Annotated in this window: 14 protein-coding genes and 1 riboswitch; of the genes, 9 read left to right on the top strand and 5 right to left on the bottom strand. The window is 45.5% G+C overall.

Going from position 1 to position 20092, the window contains the following annotated elements; genetic code table 11:
• Window positions 1-2: 2 nt before the first annotated feature.
• Window positions 3-1328 carry an MFS transporter gene (locus ONT08_RS01265; protein ID WP_119228742.1) on the top strand — a complete coding sequence of 442 codons (1326 nt, stop codon included), beginning with the start codon at window positions 3-5 and terminating at the stop codon, window positions 1326-1328.
• Between the two features lie 52 nt (window positions 1329-1380).
• Here the strand turns inward: ONT08_RS01265 and ONT08_RS01260 are convergent, their stop codons facing one another.
• Window positions 1381-1794, bottom strand: coding sequence for a secondary thiamine-phosphate synthase enzyme YjbQ (locus ONT08_RS01260; protein WP_006846346.1), 414 nt, complete (start codon window positions 1792-1794; stop codon window positions 1381-1383).
• Window positions 1795-2043: 249 nt separating this feature from the next.
• Window positions 2044-2155, top strand: a riboswitch (SAM-I-IV-variant riboswitch).
• Here ONT08_RS01260 and ONT08_RS01255 point away from each other — a divergent pair.
• Window positions 2155-2436: a hypothetical protein gene (locus ONT08_RS01255; protein WP_117586146.1), complete on the top strand. Its 282-nt coding sequence runs from the start codon at window positions 2155-2157 to the stop codon at window positions 2434-2436. (Overlaps the previous riboswitch by 1 nt.)
• Before the next feature lie 70 nt (window positions 2437-2506).
• Here ONT08_RS01255 and ONT08_RS01250 read toward each other — a convergent pair whose 3' ends face one another.
• Complete coding sequence (locus ONT08_RS01250) at window positions 2507-3361, bottom strand: TIGR02452 family protein (protein WP_264958876.1); 855 nt, start codon at window positions 3359-3361, stop codon at window positions 2507-2509.
• 155 nt (window positions 3362-3516) lie between these two features.
• On the opposite strand from ONT08_RS01250, the gene ONT08_RS01245 reads away from it, so the two are divergent.
• From ONT08_RS01245 to ONT08_RS01220, 6 genes are all read left to right on the top strand, one after another.
• Complete coding sequence (locus ONT08_RS01245) at window positions 3517-3759, top strand: hypothetical protein (RefSeq protein WP_117586144.1); 243 nt, start codon at window positions 3517-3519, stop codon at window positions 3757-3759.
• 5 nt (window positions 3760-3764) lie between these two features.
• A complete protein-coding gene (locus tag ONT08_RS01240; RefSeq protein ID WP_117586164.1) occupies window positions 3765-3983 on the top strand; it encodes a DUF3791 domain-containing protein in 219 nt (72 codons plus the stop codon).
• Entirely contained in the window at window positions 3980-4414 is a 435-nt protein-coding gene (locus tag ONT08_RS01235) for a DUF3990 domain-containing protein (RefSeq protein ID WP_301331950.1), read from the top strand. The genes ONT08_RS01240 and ONT08_RS01235 overlap by 4 nt, the downstream gene beginning before the upstream one ends.
• 647 nt (window positions 4415-5061) lie before the next feature.
• On the top strand, window positions 5062-6744 hold the full coding sequence (locus ONT08_RS01230; RefSeq protein ID WP_264958873.1) for a type I restriction-modification system subunit M: 1683 nt from the start codon (window positions 5062-5064) through the stop codon (window positions 6742-6744).
• Between the two features lie 3 nt (window positions 6745-6747).
• Window positions 6748-7956, top strand: a complete 1209-nt coding sequence (locus ONT08_RS01225; protein ID WP_264958871.1) for a restriction endonuclease subunit S — start codon at window positions 6748-6750, stop codon at window positions 7954-7956.
• 81 nt (window positions 7957-8037) lie between these two features.
• Entirely contained in the window at window positions 8038-11283 is a 3246-nt protein-coding gene (locus ONT08_RS01220; protein ID WP_264958869.1) for a type I restriction endonuclease subunit R, read from the top strand.
• A 168-nt stretch (window positions 11284-11451) separates the two neighbouring features.
• Here ONT08_RS01220 and ONT08_RS01215 read toward each other — a convergent pair whose 3' ends face one another.
• On the bottom strand, window positions 11452-12318 hold the full coding sequence (locus ONT08_RS01215) for an SGNH/GDSL hydrolase family protein (protein WP_264958867.1): 867 nt from the start codon (window positions 12316-12318) through the stop codon (window positions 11452-11454).
• Window positions 12319-12489: 171 nt separating this feature from the next.
• On the opposite strand from ONT08_RS01215, the gene ONT08_RS01210 reads away from it, so the two are divergent.
• The gene (locus ONT08_RS01210; RefSeq protein ID WP_264958865.1) at window positions 12490-13650 is read left to right on the top strand and encodes an MFS transporter; all 1161 of its coding nucleotides are present in this window, start codon (window positions 12490-12492) and stop codon (window positions 13648-13650) included.
• A 276-nt stretch (window positions 13651-13926) separates the two neighbouring features.
• Here ONT08_RS01210 and feoB read toward each other — a convergent pair whose 3' ends face one another.
• Entirely contained in the window at window positions 13927-16458 is a 2532-nt protein-coding gene (feoB, locus tag ONT08_RS01205; protein ID WP_264958863.1) for a ferrous iron transport protein B, read from the bottom strand.
• Between the two features lie 244 nt (window positions 16459-16702).
• Window positions 16703-20041, bottom strand: a complete 3339-nt coding sequence (gene secA / locus ONT08_RS01200; RefSeq protein ID WP_264958861.1) for a preprotein translocase subunit SecA — start codon at window positions 20039-20041, stop codon at window positions 16703-16705.
• Window positions 20042-20092: the final 51 nt, after the last annotated feature.

The raw sequence follows: 20092 nt of genomic DNA, 5'->3' as shown, positions 1-20092 counted from the left end.
AAATGGTAACAAAGAAAAACAGTCGGAGTCCATGGGCATGGATTCCGACCCTCTATTTTGCCGAGGGACTCCCCAACGTCATCGTAACCGCCCTCTCTGTGGTGATGTACATGCAGTTGGGGCTGACCGATGCTGAGGTGGGTCTCTATACCGGATGGCTCGCCCTTCCCTGGGTCATCAAGCCCTTGTGGAGTCCGTTCATAGATTTGCTGAAGACTAAGCGCTGGTGGGTGCTCACCATGCAGGCTCTCATCGGAGCAGCCCTTGCCGGCATCGCCTTCTCGCTGCCTACCGCCTTCTGGTTTCAGGCAACGATGTGCTTCTTCTTCCTCATCGCCTTCTGTAGTGCTACCCACGACATTTCGGCAGATGGTTTCTACATGATTGAGCTGGATGAACATACGCAGACTAAGTTTGTAGGCTTGCGAAATACCTTCTACCGCCTCGCCATCATCTTTGTGAATGGTTTTCTGGTGATGCTGGCAGGTGTGCTTCAGGTTCTCTTCCGCAACCAGATTCGCTTCTCATGGGCGCTTATCTTTTACGGACTGGCAGGTATCTTCATCGGTTTGTGGCTCTACCACAGCCGCTTCATGCCTCGCCCGAAGGATGATGTGCAGACCGACAGAACGGTGGGCGAAGTGGCTCATGAACTGAAGAATATGTTCCGCACCTTCTTCGTGAAGTTCGGATTGGGTGAAACCGTCTGTGTGATGCTCTTTCTCTTGCTCTACCGATTCCCGGAAGCGCTTCTGAACACCATGACCAAGACCTTCATCCTCCGTCCTAATTCGCAGGGTGGACTGGGACTGTCACCTCAGGAATATGGCTTTGCCAATGGTACTGTGGGATTGATAGGTTTGCTGCTGGGTGGAATTCTTGGTGGTATTCTGGTGAGCAGGGATGGAATGAAGAAATGGCTCTGGCCTCTGGTTTGCGCCATCACCTTGCCTGATGTGGTTTACATCTATCTGAGTTATTCGCTCAACAGCAACCTCATCGTGGTTTCCAGCTGTCTTTTTGTCGAGCAGTTGGGTTATGGTCTGGGCTTCACGGTTCTTACCCTCTACATGCTGTTCTACAGTCAGGGAAAGTTCAAGACCTCCCATTATTCCATCTGTACAGGCATCTCCTATCTCGGATTGATGCTGCCGGGCATGGTTTCTGGATATCTGAAGGATATGGTAGGTTACCGCATGTTCTTCATCATCGTGATGGCATGTTGCGCCATCACCTTCCTGGTTACTGCTTTCCTGAAGATTGATCCTAATTTCGGAAAGAAAGAGGAGAAGGAAGAGGATGAAGCGGAATTGGATGCGATAGAATAAATGATTATGTTTACGTAAAAACGAGGATGTGCGAACATCCTCGTTTTTATCTTTATTCCCCGATAATCGTTGCGATGAGGTGTCGGCTTCCGCCTCCCTCTCTGAATTCACAGAGGTAGATCCCCTGCCATGTTCCGAGGTTTAATCTGCCGTTGGTAATGGGAATGGTGAGTGATACACCCACCATGCTCGATTTGGCATGAGCCGACATATCCGTCGGTCCTTCATCCTGGTGCAGGTATCTTGGGTCGCCATCCGGAACCAGTCTTTCGAAGATACCCTTCAAGTCATGTCTCACATCTGGGTCGAAGTTCTCGTTCAGTGACAATCCGCAACTGGTATGTCTTACGAAGAGATTCAGAATCCCTGTCTTAGGCAGCGCTGGCAGGTTCCTCATCACCTCGTTGGTTACGAGGTGAAAGCCGCGAGGAAGCGGACGCAATGAAAATTCTACTTGCTGTATCATATCATTCTTTGTTTTTATATTTCAATTGTTTGTATCTTTCTGATTGTCAATTTACAAAGGTAATTATAATTTTATTATTATAATACTATTATAATGCAAATATAGGAAAGTTTAACCATTAAAGGATTTCTCTTCCTTACTATCTGCAACCCCGAAGAATCTTCTTCTTTAGAAGAAGGAAAAAAACAAGAAAAATAATCCTGAAAAAATTTGGTGGTTTCAGAATAATGATGTACTTTTGCACCCGAAATCAAGCATTAAGAGTTGCCCAGTTGCGGCACACCAACCGAGTTTCGCATAGAGATAACCACGGTGGTAAAAGAATGTGTAAGTGTTTAACAACTTAAAATAATTATCTTTATGAATCCAAATTCAGATTTAAAGAACAATGAGAATGTAATGGCAGCTAATGCCGAGTCATCAACAATTAAGGCAGCTAATGCTGAGTCATCAACTGTTGGTGCAGGTTATGCCGAGTCAAGAATTTCAGAGTATGCAGCCCGCTTTGCTGCATACAGCGATGAGCGTTTGAAGCAGACCGTGGATCACGAGCGCAAGGTTCGTGGTTGGGGCAGCGAGCGCAGCTACTTCCTTGCCGCCCTGCGAGGTGAGTGCGAGAAGCGAGGCATTGATTACTGCTAATCAAGCCCCATCTGTGTGAATCTGTGAATTGAAAATCGGCGGCCGAAGGGAAAGCCAAATCTGTGGGAGTTTATGACTTGAATTCCTCGATGAAGGGTTGCAGGTTTCCACCTCTTAGCGAGTTATGGTCTTCAAGGATGGCGAAGGCGATGAGCTTGTACTTGTCCTTGAACTCCTTCTCGTCGATGACTTCGTGAAACAGTCTTGCGATATGTTTCGGAGGATTGTGAAAGGCACCGCAACCGAATGCACCGAGCACGATGCTGTCGTGTCCGTTCAGCAGACCGATACGCAGCATCGTCCTCATTTTGTTCTTTGTCAATGCGGCATCTTCTTCACAGATGTTCCCATCTCTATCTAAATCAGGATGATTGATGGCGGCTACTGCCACGAACGACATATAGTAAGGAGTATCGAGCAAGGCAAAGTTATCCTTGGCTCCAGCCCTGAATACGGTAGCGTCTGGCACATAGATGCCTCCGAATCTCACAGGCATCGGATATTGGAACTTGCTTTTCTCCAGACCGTAATCCTCGGCATATTCCGCATAACGATACATAGAGAGAAAGAGGTTGGTGCTACGGAAGAGGCTCTCCTCCTGTGCCCGGCTTCCGTTCTTCACTCCACCGCCCGGGTTGCGCCGGCTTGCCAGGTTGAGAACCACGGGATTGTATCCTTCCTGTTGCAACTGATGACCGCAATGGATGCTGTCGTCATTCTTCACGATGATTTTGGTGGAACCATCTGCAAGGGTAGGTATGTTTGAAGCATCCAGTGGGTTGGTATAGAATCTGCTTCCCTTCAGCATCTTCGTGTTGTCGAGCAGTTTCACTTCCTCCCCATTCTCAGAGGTGTAATGTCCTTCCAGTACAATATCTATAGTTTGCTGATACACGTCAGCCAGTTGTCTTCTGTCGTTTATCATGATTTCTTCTGTTTATTTTGTTCGTGTCACTAAAAATCCATTCTTTCAGGCAAAATTACAAGTTTTCTTTGTATTCTCCAAACTTTTATATATAAAATATGTGGTATTCTCGATATTTCTTTGTAAATTTGCCCACAAAAGAAAAATATATAATTATGGAAGGACAAACAAAACTTTCAGCCGGACAGATAGGCATATTGATTAATGCCCGTATCAAAGATATGGCAATGTGGCTGATGGAAGACTTCAAGTATTCTCTTGAAGAAGCTTTAGATTGTGTTTATAATTCAGAGTTATTCGAGAAACTTCAGGATTTAGAGACAGGGCTATATTATCAGAGTTCTGGCTACAACTATGAGTTGCTGAAGGAGGAAATTAAATATGGAAAGGTAGGTTGAGAATTATGGAATTAGAAAGTAAGACTTATTACATTATATATTGTGTGAGCCAATTTGCACAGCGGTTTGGCATATCTTTGAAGCAATCCTATGCTTATCTGAAAAGGCATAAGGGATTGGATTTTTTGTATGAATGTTATGGAGCGGAGCATCTTCTTTCTTTAGATGATGCAGTGGATGATTTGGCAGTCATTTGCCATAGGCATGGAGGGGCATTGGTATGATAGAGTTGTATCATGGATCCAATCTGTTTATAGACAAGATTGATTTTACTAAGTGTAAGCCTTATAAGGATTTTGGACAAGGTTTTTATCTGACGGATATTTTTCCGCAGGCAATGGAGATGGCAATCAAGCGAACTCGTATTGTTGGCTCAGGTTCTCCTGTCGTAACAAAATTCTTGTTTGACGAGAAACTGTTGATTGATGGAAGTCTGAAAGTGTTGACTTTTGATAGTCCATCAATAGAATGGGCAAAATTTATCTTAGCTAACCGTAAAAGAGGTAAGGAAAAATTTGTTCATGACTATGATATAGTGGTAGGTCCCGTTGCTGATGATGGTGTCGCTTTTCAGTTGGAAAGATATTTGTATGGAGGAATGACTTTAGAGCAACTTGCAAAAGAGTTGACCTACAGAAAGCTGAATCGCCAGTAATTTTTCGGTACAGAGAAGGCTATAAGTTATCTTCAGCTGATTTGATATGTGTCGTATAGATTCATTAAGAGTCTGAGCAAGAAGCAGAGAGAGAGGATTATATGATTATGGATGACCAGTATTTCTCCTTTGATGCTTCAAGTAAAATTTACTCGATAAAAGATATTTTGAGGTATTAAGTTGCATCTTTCATTTATTTTTTGTACCTTTGCCCTCGAAAAGGTGAAGGTTGCCCTCAGGCGGCTGCTCCCTTGTAACATAAGTTGAACAAATAAAATAGAATAATAAGAAACAGAAAGAATAAACTTTAGACATATAACATATTAATATACAAAGCGTTTACGATTATTTGGAGTCTCTTGAAATTTGGCGATTGAAATAGACATCTGTATAATAGGTAAAAAGTGAATGCTCACGCTCATAAGGCGTGAGCTAAACTTATCTATGCAGAGAGGTCACGCCAAATACCTTAGAGACTGATAAGTGAGGCTTACGCCTTTCTTGTGCTCTCTTCCCAATAAGGTATTTACATTTGTGGCCTGCAACATCCGATAAAGTTTACGCTCATAGTTTCCTTATAGCGGCGAAGAATTAATGCTTTTAATTCCTTGTCTCTATTGTCGTATATGGAATTAAAAGCAAACTTTATGACAGACATTGAACTGAAAAATCTAAAAGATAATCTTTGGCACTCGGCTGATATGCTGCGTGCGGGTGCCCATTTGGCACCAAACAAATATGGGCAACCTATCCTTGGGCTTATCTTTCTCCGTTATGCTGATGTGCTTTTCAAACAGCATAAAGCGGAAATAGACAAGGAATATGAAACTCTCAAAGGTACTCGCATGGAGCGCAGCTATAAGGACATTGCTGTGCAGAAGTGCGGATTCTATCTTCCTGAATGTGCTTATTTCGATACTATCAATGATGCGCCTGATGATGCCAAAAAGGCTGTACTCGTGAAAAAGGCGATGGAAGCTATCGAATGCGAAAATGCTTCTATGGTGGACGTACTGCCCAAAGAAGTATATGGGCAGTTGGTGCCAGAGGAAGAGCCTGAGTTGCTAAGTAACATCGTTAGGGTTTTCAAGGATATTCCTGAAAACATCAGTATTGACATATTCGGTCAGATTTACGAGTACTTCCTTGGCAACTTCGCTTTGGCTGAGGGACAGGGTGGTGGAGCCTTTTATACACCACCCTCTGTGGTGCAGTATATGGTGGAGGTACTTCGTCCTGTTACAGGCGATAAGAAATTTCTCGATCCTGCTTGTGGTTCGGGCGGTATGTTTGTGCAAGCTGCTCGATACATGCATCGTCACAATGCTACCAACCAGGATATTATGAGTTTCCGTTGCTATGGTGTGGAGAAGGAACCTGATACCGTGAAGTTGGCGAAGATGAATCTCCTACTTAACAATGTTCGAGGTGAGATAACGGAAGCCAACTCCTTCTATAGTGATCCGTACAATGCCTTCGGACATTTCGACTATGTGATGGCTAATCCTCCTTTCAATGTAGATGAGGTGGTGTTTGAAAAGGTGGCTGAAGATGCCCGATTCAACACTTACGGCGTGCCGCGTAATAAGACGAAATCTGCTAAAAAGGCAAGCGACAAGAAGGAGACTGTGCCTAATGCTAACTATCTGTGGATAGGTTATTTTGCCACGGCTCTCAATGAGAATGGCAAGGCTGCTCTCGTTATGGCGAACTCTGCTAGCGATGCTGGTGGCAGTGAACTTGAAATCCGCAAGAAGATGATACAGGATGGTATCATCTCTCAAATGGTTACTCTTCCAAGCAACATGTTCTCCACTGTTACCCTTCCTGCTACTCTTTGGTTTTTCAATAAAAAGCGTATCAAGAAGGATGAAATTCTCTTTATTGATGCTCGCAACATTTTTACGCAAGTGGATCGTGCCCACCGTAAGTTCAGCGAAGAGCAAATCAAGAACCTCGGCATCATCACTCGTCTCTACGAGGGAGACAGCGAGGCTTTCTGGGCTTTGATTGATGAGTACAAGAGAGCTGGTAAGCAAGAGGAGGTAGATTGGCTTCTTGAACGTTGGCCTGATGGAAAGTATCGTGATGTCATCGGCTTGTGCAAGGTGGCGAAGATTGTTGGTGAAGACGGAATTGAGGACAATGATTGGAGTCTTAATGCTGGAAGATATGTAGGAGTAGTAATAGAGGACGATGGAATGACCGAAGAGGAATTCCGCCAGGAAATGTTGTCACTTAATGATGAGTTCTCGCAGCTTAGCGCTGAGGCAGGAGAATTGGAGAAAGTGATTGGGAAGAATATGGTTGAACTGTTTGGGGAGGAATAGGATATGAAAATGGAAGTACTTAGTATTGGGCAAATCTGTTCTCGTTTTAGTAGTGGTAAAAATATCACGGCTGCGAATATACACGAATTTGGCTTGTATCCTGTCTATGGTGGTAATGGATTGCGAGGTTTTACAAACTCTTACAATTATGATGGAGAATGTGCCATTATTGGTCGCCAAGGGGCATATTGTGGTAATGTGAAATATGTTTTAGGTAAATCTTATATGAGTGAACATGCTATTGTTGCAGTGACCAATCCAAATCACAACAATAGATATTTCGCCTATAAGTTATCTTTGGCTAAATTAGGTCGTTTTTCTGGGCAAGCAGCTCAACCTGGGCTTTCTGTAACAAAATTATTAAGGTTAAAGTTTGAAATGCCATCAAGACAGTATCAAGACAGAGTTGCCTCTATTCTTTCCACTTACGATTCTCTCATAGAGAACAATACTAAGCGTATTCGTATTTTGGAGAAAATGGCGGAGAACCTATATAAAGAATGGTTCGTTCGTTTCCGCTTTCCTGGGTATGAAAAGGTAGAATTTGCGGATTCAAAATATGGTAAACTGCCAAATACTTTTGAAATAGTGCGGATGAAAGATGTCTTTGGATATTATATAGGTGGTGGTTGGGGAGAAGAAAATGAATCTGATGAGTTTCCTGAAGTAGCAAGTGTTATTAGAGGTGCAGACTTTCCTAATGTATGGCACTATGATGTAGATTCTTGTCCACGACGATTCCACAAAACTAGAAATTACAAAGCGCGTCGGTTGGAAGCTGGCGATATAATAATGGAAATATCGGGTGGAACATCAGAACAACCTGTTGGCAGAACTGTTCTCGTTACTAAAGAATTGGTTGAACGATTTGAAGGTGGAAGAGTTATTTGTGCAAGTTTTTGTAAGTTGATTAGGTTGAATAAGGAAAAGGTATCTCCATATTATTTCTATTATTGGATGAAGTTCTTGTATGATACAAGAATCATTGATAGATTCCAGCTGCAGTCTACTGGGATTATCAACTTTAAGTTTGAACCATTTTTGCGAAAAGGTGATGTGATGTTACCTGCAAAAGAAATAATGGAGGCTTTTGGAAAGAAAGTGATGGTGTTGCATCAGGAAATGAATCTACTTGCCAAGCAGAACTCCCTCCTTGCTCGCCAGCGAGACCTTCTTCTTCCTCGCCTGATGTCTGGCAAACTTGAGGTATAGTTTCTATAACCTATCGATTTTTTCGATAGCTAGTCAAAGGAAATAACAAACATAGTTTAACCGATAAAACAAGATAACAATATGAAGTCATTTATCAGTGAAGACGATATAGAGCAGGCGATATGCAACCGCCTTTCTCAACCCGAGTATGGGTGGAAGCGAATAGAATGTGATGCGCATGTTGAGGCTCAGAATGAAGTCTCAACCACAGGTCGTGCCAATTCTTCAGAGTGCATCCTTCCTGATATTCTGTTGGCTTCCTTGAAACGTATTAATCCGCAAATAGAAGAAACTGTTTTGCAGAACATCGTGCATGACCTGAGGAAAGACTTTACAGGAACGGATATGGTAGATACCAACTATAGTCTCTATCAGAAGATAAGAAATGGCATCAAAGTACCGATTCGCAAGAACGGCAAGGAAGACTTTGATATTGTGAAGTTGATAGATTTTGATGCCGTTTTGCTCAATGATTTCCATTGCGTCAATCAGATGTGGATTAAGGGACATTATCGTTATCGCCGTCCCGATGTGCTTCTCTTTGTGAATGGGTTGCCTGTGGTCTTTATCGAACTGAAAAATTCTACAGTCAAGATAGAGGAAGCCTACAATAAGAACCTGACGAGCTATCGCCAGGACATTCCGAACATCTTTGCTTTCAACCAGATTTGTGTGTTGAGTAATGGGTTGCAAACCAAGATAGGGGCGTGGGGAAGTAAGTTTGAGTTCTTTTTCGAATGGCTACGTGTTGATGACGAGAAGGAGAAACTCAACCGAGAGCAGATAGAAGAACATGGACTGAGTGTAACTAATTTGATTGATGGTCTGTTCCGAAAGAAACGTCTCTTGGATTATATTGAGAATTTCGTTTTCTTCGATAACAAGAGAATAAAAATCATAGCGAAGAACCACCAGTATCTTGGTGTGAACAATCTGATGAAGAGCGTCAGGAATCGAGAGAAACTGAATGGTAAGCTTGGTGTGTTCTGGCACACCCAAGGCTCGGGCAAGAGTTATTCAATGGTGATGTTCGTGAGAAAGGTAAAACGCAAGTTGCATGGTAACTTTACCTTCCTTGTGATTACCGACCGTGAAGACTTGGATGATCAGATTCACAAGACTTTCGTGCGTACAGAGGTAATTGGCAACAAGGAAGAGTGCCAACCTAAGAACTCCACTCAGCTGAGGGATTTTCTCAGAACTAATAAGCCGATAGTCTTTACGCTGATACATAAATTCCAGTACGACAAGACCAAAAAATACCCTCTCCTTTCCGACCGCAATGACATCTTTGTCTTGGTGGACGAGGCGCATCGCACCCAGTACAAGCAGCTTGCCGAGAATATGCATACGGGACTGCCGAATGCCAACTACATCGCCTTTACAGGTACACCGCTCTTGGGAAGTAAGAGACTCACCAATCAGTGGTTTGGTGACTATGTGTCAGAATACAACTTCGCCCAAGCCATCAAGGATGGTAGTACCGTGCCGCTTTTTTATAGCAGAAGAGTGCCGGAGGTGGGATTGACCAACAACTGGCTTGATACTGATATCGACCAGATATGCGAAGAAGAAAACCTCAATGGTCGGGAGAAGGAGCTTTTAGAGAATTCTTCCTCTCGCATCTTGGAAGTAATCAAGCGTGAGGAACGCTTAGACCGCATAGCCAAGGACATTGCCCACCATTTCCCTCGTCGTGGATTCATGGGGAAAGGTATGGTTGTAAGTGTGGATAAGTACACCGCCGTAAGAATGTACGACAAGGTGCAGAAATATTGGGCAGAGGAGAAGAAGGCGCTGGTGAAGGAACGCAACGAAGCTAAGACACAGGAGGAGCGAGAGAAGATAAACGCGATGCTTGCCTATATGAACAAGGTGGAAATGGCTGTAGTTATCAGTAAGGAGGACGGCGAGGAAGGAAAGTTTGCAGCCCAAGGGCTTGACATTACTCTTCATCGCAAAAAGTTGGAGGCCATAACTGCCGATGGCAAAGATATTGAGGATAGGTTCAAGGACAAGGATGACCCATTAAGCTTGGTCTTCGTCTGTGCCATGTGGCTCACAGGTTTTGATGTTCCGTCACTCTCTACGCTCTATCTTGACAAACCGATGAAAGGACACACCTTGATGCAGGCTATTGCTCGAGCCAATCGTGTGTTCCCAGGCAAGTCCTGCGGCATCATCGTCGATTACGTCAACGTGTTTAAGTATATGCAGCAAGCTCTTTCTGATTATGCATCCACTGGTGATGATATGGATTATCCTGCTAAGGATATCGGGCTGTTGATAGCGAACATCGACCGAACAATCGTGGAATGCGATGGGTTCTTGCTGTCGCTTGGTGTCAAGATTGATGGCATTATTGCCGAAGGTAATACCCTCGACCAGCTGGAAATGTTCCGTAAGGCATACAACCGCATCTTAGAGAAAGACGAATGGAAAGACCGATTCAAGGTTCTCACCAATCTCCTGATGAATCTATATGATGCAGCGAAGCCTGAGATATTTGAACGTGCTTGGTACAATGAAAAGTTTGCGCCGTTAGCATACTTGAACGGCTTGTTCTGTAACCAGATAGACGATGAGAAGTTGCGCAGGGCAAAGCAGCGTATGGCTGAGACGCTAGATCAGAGCGTTTCATCTGTAATGGTGGGAATGCCAGGCTCTTTGGCTGATGGTTCTATGGCGGCGGATGAACTCCATCCTCGTCCGGGATACATGATTCATCAAGGCAAAGTCATCGACCTGAGCAAGATAGACGTTGAGGCTCTTCGAAAGGAACTCAACGCCACTCCTTACAAGGCTTTGGAGGTTGAAGACCTGCGTAGTTTCATCGAGCAAACTTTGGTGCAGATGATTAACAGAAACTGTACTCGTGTAAAGTTCTCTGAGCGATACAAGAACATCATCGACAAGTATAATGCCGGTGGAAGTGAGAATGAGGATTACTATGAAAAATTGCTCCAGTTGGTGGAAGAACTGAAGAAGGAGCAATCTCGCTCCACGGATATAGGATTGAAGGAAGAAGAGTTGGAAATCTACGATATGTTGACTTCTGGCAGAAAACTTACAAAGGCTGAGGAGCAAAAAGTGATTCTTGCCTCCAAGAACCTCTATAAAAAGTTATTGGAGGAGAAGGACAAGGTGATGGTGGTGGATTGGTATAAGGATGAACAACCAAGACATCAAGTGTTAGCCTTGATACAGACCTCGCTCAATGAAGATTTGCCGATGAGCTATGATCGTATGTCGTTCAATGACAAAACTCATCTGCTATTTGAACATTTTGTGGATATGGCAGTACAAGGATATGGTTGGGTGGCGTGATAAATAGCTATTATTGATGGTTATGTTTCATCGCGTATATAGAAAAAGTTTTTCTATTTTATTGTCACATCTGCCACGCAGATTGTAAGTAATTGATACACAGAAAGAAATGGGTGGCAATAAGACGTATTCTTATTGTCACCTATTGCCACCTATTGCCACGGATTTCTAGAAGACGCAAGGCAATGCAGATAGCTGCTGCATGATGGTCTTTGCCATGCGGGAGTGGCCGGCATCATTAGGATGAAGACGGTCGGTATCCGGCTTGTTAAACATCTGCGCACCAGCATAGTAAAGAGGGAAGAGACCGGAAAGGGAGTTGAGGTCGATGACCGGAACTGCCCAGACATTGCCTGTTTCCTTGATAGCTTTCACGTATTCATCGAAGAAGATGCCACGCGCATTCTCGTACATCTCATCTGGCTGGATGTTCTTGTCACCACTGGCAAAGAGAGCACGATGCACAGGAGTCATCACCACGATTTGCTTGGTAGGATACATCTGCTTCAACTTCGACATGGCGATGTTGATGCGACCTTTTAATGTATTCTTGTCCATGCAGAAGTGGCGGTGGCGGCGCTGTACCATTTCGCTTGGCTTGTGGCGGGCAACTCTCACGCTGTCGAAAGTCTCCGTGTACCATTCGCCTACAGGCACACCGTTATTGTAATCGTTGGTACCCATAAAGATGAGAATGGCATCGAAATCATCACCATGTTCCTTCTGCAGTTGGTCTGCCTGACGGGGAATATCGTTCCACTGTCTGCCGCTCACACCATAAACGTAAGGGGTGATGCCGAGCCAATCCTGCAGGAATCCCCAGTATTTTACTTTTGATGCCTTGATGTTAGGGTCTGTGATGGAGTCGCCGAAGTAAGCCACTTTCTTTCCCTTCCAGGGATGCTGAAGGTTCTTGAATGCCTTTTCTTTTTCGGCAATTTCTTTCTTGCTCATCGCCTTCTGGGCGAAGGCGGGTAGGGTTGGCATCGCCAAAGTCAAGGCGAGTGCCAGGGTAATCATTATTTGTTTCTTCATTGCTAGTTTGTTTTTAATTCTTTTTCTGAGTGCAAAGGTACGGCAAAAATCTCAAACGGCGCAACATTTATTGTTCAAATATCAGTCTTTTTCTGTTTTTTTTTGTAATTTTGCAGCCGCTAATAGAAATGAGTATTTATAATAGGTATATTATTAAGGATGACAGTCAGTTTGAGTAATTTAAGTGATTTGGCGCGCAAGCGAGTGGCGGTTGCGGCTTATTATTTTGTTCCGGGAGTAGTGTTTGCCAGTTGGGCAAGCCGTATTCCTGATGTAAAACAGATGTTGCATCTGAGCAACGGCCAGTTGGGAACGGTGCTTTTCGCCATTCCTATCGGCCAACTTCTGATGATGGCTTTCTCGGGTATCCTGGTGAGTAGATTTGGCAGCAAGAAGATGCTGGTTCTCTCTGAGTTGCTCTATGTTCTGGTTCTTTTCTGCATCGGTAGCAGTACTACGGTTTTTCATCTGATTTTGAGTCTTATTGCTTTCGGAATGATGGCGAATCTGATGAACATTGCCACCAATACGCAGGCATGTCTGGTAGAGAAGATGTATGGGCGCAACATCATGTCGTCATTTCATGGTCTGTGGAGTCTGGGTGGATTCTCCGGTGGTATCATTGGTGCCATCTTTGCCAACACTTTGCTCCCGATAGATGTCCACTTTGGAACTATCCTGGCTCTGAGTATTCTCATCGTTGCTGTCGGTTTCCGTTTTCTGATTAATGATGCCATGGCGAAAGCAGAAGAGGAGGATGTTCCGAAGTTCTCTTTCAAAAACATCGACCCGATTCTGTTCCTTTTGGGACTGATGGGATTTGCAGGCATGTTCTGTGAAGGTACCGTTTACGATTGGAGTAGCGTATATTTTTCATCAGTAGTAAAACCCGATGAGGCTTTTATCCGTGCGGGCTATGTGGCTGGTATGGGTGCGATGACGTTGGGTAGATTCATGGCCGATGGGTTTGTTACGAAATACGGCCCAGCCAGAGTATTGAAGGTTTGTGGTGGTTTGATATTGGGCGGCTTTTGGCTGGCTGCTGCCTTGCCTTATCTCATTCCTGCCACCTTGGGTTTCCTGCTGGTAGGTTTCGGCATCTCTTCGTCGGTTCCTATCTGTTACAGTATCGCCGGAAAACTGGGAACCATCAAGGCGAGCATTGCTATTACCATCGTTTCGAGCATCAGCTTCTTCGGTTTCCTGGTAGGACCTCCGGTTATCGGATGGCTTGCTGAGGCTACCGGTCTCCGCATTGCCATCAGCATTGCTGCCTGCCTGGGTCTGATGATAGCGTTTGTTGCCGCAAAGGTAGGAAAGAGATTATCCTGAATAAGGAAACGGTTGATGTCTTCTAATGATATGGTTGATGTCGTTTAAGGATATGATTGATGGCGTTCAAGGATATGACATAAGTCTTCCGAACAGTTACTTGAAGTCTTTCAGATATATTGAATAAGTCTTCAGGATATATTAAATAGTGAGCCGCACAACAGCTGATGTGCGCTTGCACAACAGGTGTTGTGCGAGCGTCGCTCAGCTGTTGTGCGGCTGTCGTTCAGGTGTTGTGCGCTCTCTTTGTTTGTTTTCTTAAAGCAGACACCTTGATTAGATAAACAAACTTCCTATCTGGAAGACCAGGGCTGATACTACCCATGCCAGAAGCGTGGTGTAGCCGGCAGCGAAGCCTGCCCATTTCCAACTGCCCGTCTCGCCCTTGATGGCAGCGATGGTGGCTATGCAAGGGAAGTAGAGCAATACAAAGAGGAGGAAACAGTAGGCGGTGAGCGTTGCCTTCGCTGCTGCCTCGGCATCGCTGTAACCGTAGGTCTTCTTCAGGTCTGAAGTCATCTGCTTCTTCAAGACTTCGTATTTTCCGTCTTCATCGTTGTAATCCTGATCATCAGAGAAACTGTCGTTGTTGCTGTAGAGCACGCCCATTGTTGAGGCTACAATCTCCTTGGCACCCACACCGGAAACCAAGCCCACATCCAGTTTCCAGTCGAAACCCTGTGGGGTGAAGATAGGCTCGATGGTCTTACCGATTCTGCCGATATAGCTCTGTTCCTGCTGAGCCTGGTTATCAAGTTCCTCATTGTGAGGGAAGTAGCCCAATGCCCAGACGATGATACTTGCCACGAGGATGATACCACCCATCTTCTTTAAGTACTGCTTACCCTTTTCCCAGGTATGGCGGCCTATCGCCTTCCAGGTAGGGAAGCGGTAAGGAGGCAACTCCATTACGAACGGGGTATCTTCGCCCTTCACCACGAAACTGGCAAAGATGCGGCTCAATATCACGGCAAGGAAGATGCCGATGAGATAGAGCGATACCATGATGAGCGAACGGTATTGGATGGCAAAGAACGTTCCGATGACCATGATGTAGATTGGCAGACGAGCAGAACAGCTCATCAATGGCAATATCAGCATCGTAATCAGACGGGAACGGTGACTCTCGATGGTTCTTGTTGCCATTACGGCAGGTACGTTACATCCGAATCCCATAATCAGCGGGATGAATGATTTGCCATGCAGTCCCATCTTGTGCATCAGCTTATCCATGATGAAGGCTGCACGAGCCATATATCCCGAATCCTCCATATAAGAGATGAAGAAATAGAGAATCAGAATCTGTGGCAGGAACACGATCACGGCACCTACACCACCAATCACACCATCTACCAGCATATCCTTCACTGGTCCGTCCGGCATCGTATTGCTGATGAACTCGCCCAGCCATGCCACGCCGTCCTCAATCCATCCCTTAGGAATCTCGCCCAGAACGAAGGTGGCTGAGAACATGATGAACAGCAGGAGGATGAAGATAGGGAATCCTACATATTTATTGGTCAGGATTCTGTCGATGAGGTGGGTTACCTGATAGGTATCCTTTGCCTTGCCCGGTTCATAGCCCGCTTCCTGCAATGCGCCATGAATGAAACCGTATTTGGCATCCATGATGGCGGTTTCGCTATCCTCCTGGGTCTCTTCCTTCACACGCTTGGCTGCCTCGTCACGGGCTGCGAAAATTTCCTTGGCCGATTTCAGATGACTTACGTATTCCTCGGCGTGCTTATCATTCTCCAACAACTTGATAGAAAGATATCGGGTAGAGTAGCGCTGGCGGATGGAATCATCTGCCTTCAGATACTTCTGGATATGCTCGATACCATGTTCTATCTCATGTCCGTGGTTGATGTGGATATGGCGATAGTGAGCGTTGGAATCTTCCTTGCCTTCGTAGAGTTCGATGATGGTCTCGAAGAGCTTGTCCACGCCTCGGCCATTGGTGAAGACGGTAGGAATCATCGAGATACCGAAGAGTTCGCCCAGTTTGTCGTAGTCGATGTTATCGCCACGCTTCTCGGTTTCATCAAACATATTGAGGGCGCAGACCATGCGGATGTGCATATCTATCAATTGTGTGGTGAGATAGAGATTGCGCTCCAGGTTGCTGGTGTCGATGACGTTGATGACGATATCCGGCGTATGCTCGATGAGCTGCTTGCGCACATAGAGTTCTTCTGGAGAATAGGCTGAAAGCGAATAGGTGCCCGGTAAATCTACCAGATTGAAGTGATAGCCGTTGAAATCGGCTTCGCCCACCTTTGCATCCACGGTTACACCACTATAATTTCCAACACGTTCGTGAGCACCCGATGCGAAGTTGAAGAGGGAAGTCTTTCCGCAATTTGGGTTACCTACCAGTGCCACATTGATGACGCGGTGGAGTCGTTCAGCTTCCTGCTCAGCCAAAGCCTCGTTGCTGGCATTGTCTTTTCTTTCAGCTACGAGCATCTTGTCGCCGAGCGCCTGCTCGTCGCTATCGTTGGAATCTATTACTTTTGAGTCAATTACCTGCTGGCGGTCTTCTTCATCCGCCTTGCAGAGTTTTGCATCATGCTTGGCTTCTTCGATGGAAACCACCTCGATATGGTCGGCTTCGCTGTGGCGGAGTGACACCTCGTAACCCATAATCTTGTATTTCACAGGGTCCTGGAGTGGGGCGTTCAGGAGCACATCTACCTTCTTGCCCTTGATGAATCCCATCTCGATGACTCTCTTGCGGAATCCACCGTGACCGGAAACCTTGACGATGACTCCGCTTTCACCTGTTTTAAGTTCTGATAATTTCATATATCTTTCCTTGTTTTAATCTTGTTCTTTTCTTTGGGGCATGACCTCATGGTCAGCTCTTTTTCTTTTCGACTGCAAAAATACTAATAATTATTTGCAACTCGGTAGCAATGATGTTATTTATAACAAAAAATACCTAGAAATGATGAGAGTATCATCAAATCTAGGTATTCTTGTCATTATTTCTGATGATTGATGTTCTTATACCTTATTATATATATAAGAACATCATCATTTCCTGTGATTACAGGTTTCTGCCGTGGCAGTTCTTAAACTTCTTGCCGCTTCCGCATGGACATGGGTCGTTAGGACGTGGCATGTGTTCTGCACGGTAAGGAGTGCGGTTTACCTGTGCGCCCTCTCGGGTATCCTGGTTAGCAGCTGCCTCCTGGGCCTCACGCTCTGCATCCAAATCAACCTTGCTCTCAACATAGTTCTGCTGAGTGCGCTGCTCAGGAGCTGCCTCCTGGACTGGCTGCTCTTGCTCCATTACTGGAATCTGACCTCGCATCAGTATACTTGCAATACGGTCGTACATGTCATTGATCATGGCATCCCAAACCTTGGCACTCTCCAACTTGAAGATGAGGAGAGGATCCTTCTGCTCGTAGCTTGCATTCTGTACAGAGTGCTTCAGTTCGTCGAGCTTGCGGAGGTTCTCCTTCCAGTCGTCATCGATAATCTGGAGAACAACGTTCTTCTCAAATTCCTTCACTACGTTCTTAGCCTCGCTCTCGTATGCCTCCTTGAGGTTGCAAGGAATATTGTACATGCGCTTGCCGTCTGTGATAGGCACCATGATGCGCTCGTACATAGCACCCTGGTTTTCGTATACCTGCTTGATGATAGGCATAGCTGTAGCCTGGATGCGGTCTGTCTTACGCTTGAATGTAGCCATAGCCTCCTGGAAAGCACGCTCTGCCAAATCCTCACGTCTGCCGTTCTCATACTCATCCTCGTTGAATGGAATCTCCATAGCGAGAACTTTCAGGAACTCTTCCTTGGCACCGAAGAAGTCGTTGTTGTTAACGATGTTCAATACGCGGTCCCAGATGATATTGGCAATATCCATACCGATACGCTCACCCATGAGGGCGTGGCGACGCTTCTCGTAGATAACGGTACGCTGACGATTCATCACGTCATCATACTCCAAGAGGTGTTTACGGATACCGAAGTTGTTTTCCTCAACCTTGCGCTGAGCACGCTCGATGCTCTTGCTGATCATTGGGCTCTCGATACGCTCGCCATCCTCGAAACCGAGACGGTCCATTACCTTGGCGATACGCTCTGAAGCGAACAGACGCATCAGCTTATCCTCCAATGATACATAGAATACAGAAGAACCTGGGTCACCCTGACGACCGGCACGACCACGGAGCTGACGGTCTACACGACGGCTCTCATGACGTTCTGTACCGATGATGGCAAGACCACCTGCAGCCTTTACCTCTGGAGTCAGCTTGATATCGGTACCACGACCTGCCATGTTGGTAGCGATGGTTACGGCACCCTTACCGTTAACTGAGCGACCTGCCTCGGCTACAATCTGAGCCTCCTGCTGGTGCAACTTAGCGTTCAATACATTATGAGGAATGTTGCGCATCTTCAACATCTTGCTCAACAACTCAGAAATCTCGACAGATGTAGTACCTACCAAGACTGGGCGGCCAGCATTACGTGTTTCCTCGATTTCGTCGATAACTGCACGATACTTCTCGCGGGCTGTCTTGTATACACGGTCATCCAAGTCCTTACGCTGGATAGGGCGGTTGGTTGGAATCTCAACAACATCGAGTTTGTAGATATCCCAGAACTCACCTGATTCTGTACTTGCAGTACCGGTCATACCTGCGAGTTTGTGGTACATACGGAAGTAGTTCTGGAGTGTGATGGTAGCAAAGGTCTGTGTAGCAGCCTCTACCTTTACATGCTCCTTAGCCTCAATAGCCTGGTGCAAACCATCGCTCCAGCGACGGCCTTCCATGATACGTCCTGTCTGCTCATCCACAATCTTCACCTGTCCGTCCATCACGACATACTCGTCGTTGTTATTAAACATGGTGTATGCTTTCAAGAGCTGCTGCAAGGTGTGTACTCGCTCGCTCTGTACACCATAGTGAGCCAACATCTCGTCTTTCTTGTCAAGACGCTCCTGGTCTGAAAGGTCTGTACGAGCCTCGAGTCCGCTCATCTCAGTTGTGATATCAGGCAATACGAAGAGTTCCTTGTCGTTTACCTGCTTAGCCAACCAGTCTGTACCCTTATCGGTAAGGTCGGCAGAATTCAGTTTCTCGTCTACTACGAAGTACAATGGCTCTGTAGCCTTAGGCATCTCACGGTTGTTGTTTGCCATGTAGTACTCCTCAGTCTTCAGCAGACCTGCCTTGATACCTTCCTCAGAAAGGTACTTGATCAATGGCTTGTTCTTAGGCAATGCCTTGTAAGAACGGAAGAGTGCGAGGAAACCTTCGTCAAGGAGTTCCTGATTCTTTGCCTTTGTACCTTCGGTAATCTTCTGCTTAGCCTCGGCGAGCAATTCTGTAGCCTGCTTGCGCTGTACCTCGTAAAGTTTCTCAACCAATGGCTGATACTGCTCGAACATCTGGTCATCGCCCTTTGGAATAGGACCGGAGATTATCAATGGGGTACGGGCGTCATCAATCAACACAGAGTCGACCTCATCGACGATGGCGTAGTTGTGCTGGCGCTGTACCAGGTCGGCTGGGTTGGTAGCCATGTTATCACGAAGATAATCGAAACCAAACTCGTTGTTGGTACCGAAGGTGATATCTGCCAGGTATGCCTTGCGACGCTCGTCGGAATTAGGACGGTGCTTGTCGATACAATCTACAGAGAGACCATGGAACATATAGAGAGGTCCCATCCACTCAGAGTCACGCTTAGCCAAGTAGTCGTTCACGGTTACGACGTGAACACCATTGCCTGTGAGGGCGTTCAGGAAGATAGGAGTTGTACCTACAAGGGTCTTACCCTCACCGGTAGCCATCTCGGCAATCTTACCCTGATGGAGAACAACACCACCGAAGAGCTGTACATCATAGTGGATCATTTCCCACTTCATATCATTACCGCCGGCTGTCCAGTGGTTGTGATAGATAGCCTTGTCGCCATCGATGGTAACGAAGTCGTTAGCTGGATTAGAAGCCAACTCGCGGTCGAAGTCGGTAGCAGTAACTATTGTTTCCTCGTTCTCAGCGAAACGGCGAGCAGTATCCTTAACGATAGCGAAAACCTGAGGCAAAACCTCGTTGAGGGCTACCTCATACTTATCGAGTGCTTCCTGCTCCAATTTATCAATCTGATTGAAGATACCTTCACGCTCATCAATAGGAGTATCTTCGATTTTAGCCTTGAGTTCAGCAATCTTAGCCTTCTCTTCCTTGGCGTACTCCTGTACGTACTTCTGAAGTTCTTTTGTTTTTGCACGAAGTTCGTCATTGCTTAAGGCCTGCATCTTAGGATACTCTGCCTTGATCTTTTCTACGATTGGCTGAATCAACTTCATATCTCGTGTTGACTTGTTGCCAAACAATGACTGGAGAATTTTGTTAAAGTTCATTGTATATTTATTTTTTATTATTATTCGATGATGTTTTGGAGTAAAATCTCC

The sequence above is a fragment of the Segatella copri genome (assembly GCF_026015465.1).
GTDB lineage: Bacteria > Bacteroidota > Bacteroidia > Bacteroidales > Bacteroidaceae > Prevotella > Prevotella copri_E.
This window is presented reverse-complemented; position numbering and strand designations above follow the sequence as displayed.